6 protein-coding genes are annotated in these 7,531 nt (G+C 41.7%); all 6 read left to right on the top strand.

Annotated features, from left to right (window positions below; genetic code table 11):
• Window positions 1-130: 130 nt before the first annotated feature.
• The gene (locus PAT3040_RS12565) at window positions 131-1,687 is read left to right on the top strand and encodes an ABC-F family ATP-binding cassette domain-containing protein (RefSeq protein WP_108992915.1); all 1,557 of its coding nucleotides are present in this window, start codon (window positions 131-133) and stop codon (window positions 1,685-1,687) included.
• Between the two features lie 173 nt (window positions 1,688-1,860).
• Window positions 1,861-3,390: a methyl-accepting chemotaxis protein gene (locus tag PAT3040_RS12570; RefSeq protein ID WP_108992916.1), complete on the top strand. Its 1,530-nt coding sequence runs from the start codon at window positions 1,861-1,863 to the stop codon at window positions 3,388-3,390.
• A 129-nt stretch (window positions 3,391-3,519) separates the two neighbouring features.
• Window positions 3,520-4,638: a tyrosine-type recombinase/integrase gene (locus PAT3040_RS12575; protein WP_108992917.1), complete on the top strand. Its 1,119-nt coding sequence runs from the start codon at window positions 3,520-3,522 to the stop codon at window positions 4,636-4,638.
• A 167-nt stretch (window positions 4,639-4,805) separates the two neighbouring features.
• Window positions 4,806-5,114 carry a hypothetical protein gene (locus PAT3040_RS12580; RefSeq protein ID WP_108992918.1) on the top strand — a complete coding sequence of 103 codons (309 nt, stop codon included), beginning with the start codon at window positions 4,806-4,808 and terminating at the stop codon, window positions 5,112-5,114.
• Window positions 5,115-5,314: 200 nt separating this feature from the next.
• Window positions 5,315-6,112: an aminoglycoside 3'-phosphotransferase gene (locus tag PAT3040_RS12585; protein WP_108992919.1), complete on the top strand. Its 798-nt coding sequence runs from the start codon at window positions 5,315-5,317 to the stop codon at window positions 6,110-6,112.
• Window positions 6,113-6,334: 222 nt separating this feature from the next.
• Complete coding sequence (locus PAT3040_RS12590) at window positions 6,335-7,261, top strand: site-specific integrase (RefSeq protein WP_108992920.1); 927 nt, start codon at window positions 6,335-6,337, stop codon at window positions 7,259-7,261.
• The last annotated feature ends 270 nt before the right edge of the window (window positions 7,262-7,531 follow it).

The raw sequence follows: 7,531 nt of genomic DNA on the forward strand, positions 1-7,531 counted from the left end.
CTTATATCATTCACGATATACGGGATATGGGGCGATTCTTTGTCTTTTCTGCCGATTGGTGTTGAGTTGACGGGGCGATAACGATTATAATATAGCGGAGTATGAAATTCTTACAGAAAAGGTGTCATTCATGAGCATATTAAATGTAGAACGTCTCAGCCACGGCTTCGGAGACCGTGCGATCTTTAACGATGTATCGTTCCGTCTGTTGAAAGGCGAGCATATCGGTTTGATCGGCGCGAACGGCGAAGGCAAGTCGACCTTTATGAACATCATTACGGGCAAGCTGCAGCCGGATGACGGCAAGGTGGAATGGTCCAAGCGTATGCGCGTCGGCTATCTGGATCAGCATGCGGCATTAACCAAAGGCATGACGATTCGCGACGTTCTAAAGAGCGCATTTCAATATTTGTTCGACATGGAAAACGAGATGAACGACATGTACGGCCGAATGGGCGACGTATCGCCAGAGGAGCTCGAGAAGTTATTGGAGGATGTTGGCACGATCCAAGATACGTTGACGAATCAAGACTTCTATATGATCGACGCGAAGGTCGAAGAGACCGCCCGCGGACTCGGACTGACGGATATCGGTCTCGACAAGGACGTTAACGATCTGAGCGGCGGTCAACGGACGAAGGTATTGCTGGCCAAACTGTTGCTCGAGAAACCGGATATTTTGCTCCTCGATGAACCTACGAACTATCTTGACGAAGTGCATATCGAGTGGCTAAGGCGTTATTTGCAGGAATACGAGAATGCGTTCATCTTGATCTCGCATGATATTCCATTCCTCAACAGCGTCATTAACCTGATTTATCATATGGAGAATCAGCAGCTGAACCGTTATGTCGGCGATTATGACCATTTCATGGAAGTACACGAGATGCGGAAGCAGCAGCTGGAATCCGCTTTTAAGCGCCAACAGCAAGAAATTGCAGATCTGAAGGACTTCGTGGCGCGGAACAAGGCGAGCGTAGCTACCCGGAATATGGCGATGTCCCGTCAGAAGAAGCTGGATAAGATGGACGTCATCGAGCTGGCCAAGGAGAAACCGAAGCCGACGTTTAACTTTAAAGAAGGCAGAACCGCAGGCCGCGTTATCTTCGAAGCCAAGGATCTCGTCATCGGTTACTCCGAGCCGCTTTCCCGTCCGCTTGACCTCCGCATGGAGCGCGGACAGAAAATTGCGCTTGTCGGCGCTAACGGCATTGGCAAGACGACACTGTTGCGCAGCATTTTGGGCGAGATTCCAGCTGTCTCCGGCCATGTCCAGCTCGGCGAAAATCTGGAGATCGGCTATTTCGTTCAGGAAGCCAAGGATGCGAACTACAACACTTGTATCGAGGAGATCTGGAACGAGTTCCCTTCCTTCACTCAATTCGAAGTACGTGCGGCGTTGGCAAAATGCGGCCTGACCACCAAGCATATCGAGAGCAAAATCACGGTTCTGAGCGGCGGCGAGAAAGCAAAGGTTCGCCTATGCAAGCTGATCAACCGCGAATCCAACCTGCTCGTACTCGACGAGCCGACAAACCATCTGGACGTTGACGCGAAAGACGAGCTTAAGCGTGCGCTCAAGGCTTACAAGGGGAGCATTCTGCTTATTTCCCATGAACCGGAATTTTATCGCGACGTCGTGACGGAGACTTGGAACTGCGAGTCCTGGACGACAAAAGTTTTTTAATCGCAATAGAATAAGAGTGGTCGATCTAACCTGTTTCCTTATTTCCAAGGAGCAGGTTTTTTTGTGGTAAAAACCATGTACTTAAAATTTCAGAAAATGTTCAGTTTTAAAGTATAAAATATATTGTTGCAATGTGATAACATTCGGATTTACGGAGAGGAAGTTATTCAATCATGTTCGATCAAAAAAATCGGTTAATGTTGCTGCTTGCCGCTGCCGCTGCAGCTTTATCGGCGTTAATATACGGACTAGCGCAAGTTTTTCATGTAATCGGAGGATCGGAAGGCCACGGTCATGGAGACATGGCAAGTCATGTACCTACAGCCGGATGGATATCCAGTTCAATTCTTCTATTAGCAATATTACCCTTTGTTACACTCGCAGCAGCTATTTATACGTTTATAGCTAATAGAAACCATCACATGTTGCCATGGTTAAATACTTTGACGCTTACCTTGTCAAGCATAGCCATCATAAGCGGAAGCGGCGGGGGCGTCGAATTTCATTTCTCGATCTTTATGGTCATTGCGGCATTAGCCTATTATGAGAATGTGAAGTTAATTACGTTAATGACGGTACTATTTGCGATTCAGCATTTAGTCGGATTTTTTTGGTTCCCCCAGATCATCTTCGGTACGAATTCCTATCCAGTTCTTATGTTGACCATTCATGCTCTGTTCTTGTTGCTTACATCTGGCGCAACCATCCTTCAAATCCGATCGAAACACCGTATTACGCAAACGCTTGAACAAGATAAGGCTGCCAAAGAGGAACGGCTAGTCGACTTGATCAGTCGGGTCAGAGAACTGTCAACATCCATTCAACTAACAACCGACATCGTTGCGGAAAAGTCACAAATGCATATTGCCGCCAATGCAGAGATGCGAAAGTCCTTTGACGAAGTGACTGCTCGGCTGGATTCGCAGCATCATTCTGTCGGAATGGCGGAAATAAAGTTGAACGAAATGGGATCGATCGTTTATCATGGGATGGAGGCATCTGACACCTTGAAAGAGAATGCGGAACAAACCGAACAGATCATGGGGGAAAGCGATCTGCTGGTACAAGAGATAGGTTTGAAGCAACAAGAAATTGAAAAAGCGATTCAGGCATTAAGCGAATCGATGGCGACAACCCGTAAATCCGCTTCCGAAGCTCAGGAGCGTCTGGCGGCCATTGAGACTATTGCCGATCAGACCGCATTATTATCCCTTAACGCTTCAATTGAAGCAGCACGTGCGGGGGAACACGGTCGGGGATTTGCCATTGTTGCGTCGGAAATCCGAAAGCTTGCGCAGCAAAGTCGCACCGTTTCGGATGAGATGAAGTTGATGATTGCGGATATACATCGGGAAACGGTGGACAACTATCGGAATATGGAGCAAGGTCGTGATTTGGTGAAAAATTCGACGCTTCATCTTGCCCAATTCCAAGGTCGTTTCGTGCATGTGCAGAATCATATCATCCAGACAATCAGGTTCGTCCGGCTTATGAATGAGCAGATGGTAGGCATGTCTCAAGGTTCTGCGGTTATTACCGATGGTATGAAAGACATCATGACCGCCGTTCATCATAACCGGCTAGCTTTGGAACAATTGACAGCTGCCAGCCAATCTCAGACCGAGTCCGCTGTGCAGGTAGACGAAGAAATACGCCAGTTAAGAGGTTTGACTCAAAACTTGGAGCAGGATTTAAACCGATAGTCAACATGAGTTAGAATATAACTATAAATTGAATTTCGCTGGAAGAACCAGAGGAACTAAAGTCTTAGGACTTGGTTCCTTTTTTGTTTCCAGTATTTTGCATGGATGATATAATGGGGGAGAATTCTGATGACAATATGGTTAGTAAAAGTAGACGAATATAAGATCCGAGCTTCTTGGAAAGAATTTAATACCGATTACGTCAAGTGTATGAAATCATTGAAGGGGAGCAGATGGAAGCCGGAATTAAAGGTATGGGAATTCCCTTACACGCTGCATCTGCTGGAGCAACTCATTGAATTAGCCGGTTATGAACAGCTGCGGACTGACTCGGTATTAATGGAAGAATGTTATTTGTTTCATCCGGATGAATTGTCTTCACGCATTCAGCGTGCAGCTAACCGCAAACAAAAGATTTGGGATCCCGAAAGCAGACAGAAAATGACGGAAGCGATGCGATTAAGGGGATTTTCGGCTAAGACAATCCGTGCTTATCTGGGACATATGGAACGATATTATCTTTTCCTTCGGGAATCCGGTGGCAGTATTGGGGATACAAAAGCTGTTCAATCCTATTCCTTGCGACTTCTGGAGAATGAACGATCCCATTCCTATGTCAATCAAGCGATCAGTGCGATCAAGTTTTTTCGAATACGGGTGATGTCGATTCAGGATGATACTTCTTATGTAAGGCCAAAGAAGGAAACGAGACTACCTCAAGTGTTGTCCTTGGGAGAGGTCAAACGTTTATTCGAAGCATTGGAGAATCAGAAACACAAAGCGCTACTTATGCTTACGTATTCGTCTGGTCTGCGGGTAAGTGAGGTTGTTAAACTGAGACATGAAGACATTGACGTTGAACGCAAGACTTTGCGAGTACGACAGGGGAAGGGGCGAAAAGATCGACTGACCTTATTGTCGGATCAAGCACATACTGTACTCCATTCGTACCTAATAGAGCATGGAGATACAAGGCCATGGTTATTCCCTGGTCAATACGCGGGCAAGCCGTTAACGGAACGAACCGCACAGAAGATCTTCGAGCAAGCCTTAGCCCGTTCAGGAATCGCTAAACAAGCTGGGATACATTCTCTTCGGCATTCATTCGCTACTCATTTGCTTGAGGGAGGCATCGATCTTCGGTATATACAGGAACTTCTGGGACATCAGAGCAGCAGGACGACGGAGCGATATACGCATGTCAGCACGAAAAACATCAGCCGAATTAAAAGCCCTTTGGACTTGTAATAGGAAAAATAATGGTGGGCTTTCAAATGTTTTATTCACGCCATACGCAAACACCACTGTATTCAGCATTTTATTGTAGTACAGAAATAAGGAGTTATATGAAATTACTGCAAAAACCATATGAAACCCAAAACCATATGAGATCATAAAAACTAGGGGCAAAAAATATGTTTGAACAATATGACTTTAATCCAGGGATAGTTAAATACAATCCATATGAATTAAGTCCTGACGACATGACAGATATCAAATGGTTAAGTGAAGATATGTTACAAGTAGAATATCCGAAAAGTTATATATTAGATGTGGGATGGTATGGTAAATCTTTTACACTCAATGGCGTATTTATTATTTATATAATTAAAGATTCTAGATGGGATAATCCGGTATTTAAACAAGAATATAGATCAGTGACTGAATTATATGAAGGAATGAGATTAGCAATCAAAAGAGTAAAACAACTACTAAATCAATAAATATTTTGATAGATATACGAGGAAGGCAGTAACTTCATATAACACCATATTCACGCATCGGGCTGACGCCCTCGGTCCGGCAGAAGATATTGGCAGGGGGCAGTTGCAGCCTGCAGCCGGACACACTCGACTATGTCGAGCGTCGCGAATATACGAAACGTTATCTGAAATTGCCTGATTTTATAACTGGGGGATTATTCATGGAAGTAGATAATAAAAATAAGCTACCTCATCAATTTCAAAGCTTACTCACAAATGATGATAAAGTTACTTTTCGTTGGGAGAATGTTGCTCAAACTTTCTATATACAAAGTGAGAATGGAAATAATAGATATTTAAAGATACAACCTAGGGGTTTACCAGAGTCGCTTGAAAGACAAGCCAAAAAACTAATATGGTGTAAGAATAAGATACCGGTACCGGAAGTTATTGATTGTGGAGTATTAGGTGACTATGAATTTCTGCTGACATTAGAGTTGCCCGGATATGATGCAGCTAGTGAGCTGGCAAAGCACAATGTGAAAGAAACGGTAGTGTTAATTGCTCACGGACTCCGAACCATTCATGATGTTTCAATTGAAGATTGTCCCTTTGATAATTCAATTAAACAGCTAATGAAGATCATCAAGACCAATCATGAACAAGGATTAATGAATTCTAAAGATATTTACAATATTTTTGGAGAAACCAATAGTATTGAAGTGATAAACGAGTTAGAATTCTACTTTAGCTCATCGAAGGAAGATTTAGTTTTTACCCATGGTGATTATAGCATGCCAAATATATTAATTAATAATGCAAATATTAGTGGATATATAGACCTTGGAAATTGTGGGATAGCCGATCGTTATTATGATTTAGCAGTAGCTGAGAAGAGTATCAAAAGAAATTATGGTATTGATTATGTTGAATTATTTTTTAATAGTTATGGGGTAAGCAAGGTCGATAAACAAAGGTTAGAAAACTATAAGATCGTAGAACAATTAGTTTGGGCGTAATCAATGAAGAGGCAACTTCCGATAACACCATATTCACGCATCAGGCCATTCGGCCCTCGGTCCGGCAGGGGCATTTCAAGGAAGCGGTTGCAGCCGGACAACCCTGCACTGGCTAAGTCCGTCGGACCCGGGCTGGCGCCCTTAAGCCAGTGAGGGTTCGTGAATACAAAGACGTTATCAGAAATCATTGCAAAATCATAAAAAACAGTGGGAGCTGGTATCATGGAACAAACTAAAATCCATATTATCAATTCAATTAAAACTGATTTTTCTAAATATCTTGATTTTAAAGACCGTGCGAATACTACTGATACAAAGAAGAGATACATAGATGATCTTGAAGTCTACATAGATGAACACCTTGAATTAAGATCTCTAGTAGAAGACTATACGGATATCTTCAATAAGTCAGACATAAAAGCATTTTTAACTTTAAGAAAAAGTGCTACTGCTAAATTTGCTCTTTCAAATCTATTATCTTTCTATCACTACAACAAGAGAGTTAGCGATAGTTTTTATCTTGAAATAAAAAATGAATTAAAAAAATATAGAGCCAAGAAGTTGAAAGATATGGATTTTTTATCAGATAAAGATTTTGAATTCCTATTTAGTTCAGCCTTAGATTCTGAAGAATATGAGATCGAGAAATCTGACATACAATTATTAAGATTGATACTTCTTATCACGTATAATTATACCTATGAACAAACTCATATATTTAACCTGAAATGGGGCGATATTGATTTGAGTAATAAAACCATAAGAAATCTTAGGTTTAATAAAGCAGGTCTTAACCAAGAAAAATTCGAAATAAATGAAGAAATTTATGAGCTAATAGTATCTCTATTTGGGTTATCGAAGAAGAAAGAAAGTGAGTATGTATTTGAAAACCTGAAACATAACAAAAATTCTATAAATAACTTATTAGGAATATTAAATGGTAGACAAAAAAATCACCTAAAACTTTCTTCAAAAGTAAACTTACAAAAGATAATTCGCTCCAGAATTTTATCGGATCTTATTAAATCTGAAGGGAAAGCTCTTATTAATTTTTATAAAATTTTTGGACTAACAAAGAATACTCAATTAACAACTGCTATAAAAGAATACTTAGTTTTAGAAAAATCAAAGATGGCAAATGACATCTGATAACATAATATTCACGCATCGGGCATACGCCCTCGGTCCGGCAGAAGGATTTCGGGGAAGTATAAGCAGCCGGACACATCCGACTTTATCGGACATCGTGAATACAGAAACGTTATGCGCAATTCCCAGGACATTATAAAGATGTATTTGTTAATGGATCTGACGAGCAATATTGAATTAATTTGTATAGTGAGAGCGAGTTCATGTGAAGCAACGTGCCCGATTGAAAGAATATTAGGGAAGTAAACTCATTTGAAGCAACGTGCCCGA

Source organism: Paenibacillus agaridevorans, from assembly GCF_003112455.1.
GTDB lineage: Bacteria > Bacillota > Bacilli > Paenibacillales > Paenibacillaceae > Pristimantibacillus > Pristimantibacillus agaridevorans.

Coding starts and splice junctions, on each gene's coding strand:
- PAT3040_RS12565 (WP_108992915.1), top strand. CDS start 131: ATGAGCATATTAAATGTAGAACGTCTCAGCCACGGCTTCGGAGACCGT.
- PAT3040_RS12570 (WP_108992916.1), top strand. CDS start 1,861: ATGTTCGATCAAAAAAATCGGTTAATGTTGCTGCTTGCCGCTGCCGCT.
- PAT3040_RS12575 (WP_108992917.1), top strand. CDS start 3,520: ATGACAATATGGTTAGTAAAAGTAGACGAATATAAGATCCGAGCTTCT.
- PAT3040_RS12580 (WP_108992918.1), top strand. CDS start 4,806: ATGTTTGAACAATATGACTTTAATCCAGGGATAGTTAAATACAATCCA.
- PAT3040_RS12585 (WP_108992919.1), top strand. CDS start 5,315: ATGGAAGTAGATAATAAAAATAAGCTACCTCATCAATTTCAAAGCTTA.
- PAT3040_RS12590 (WP_108992920.1), top strand. CDS start 6,335: ATGGAACAAACTAAAATCCATATTATCAATTCAATTAAAACTGATTTT.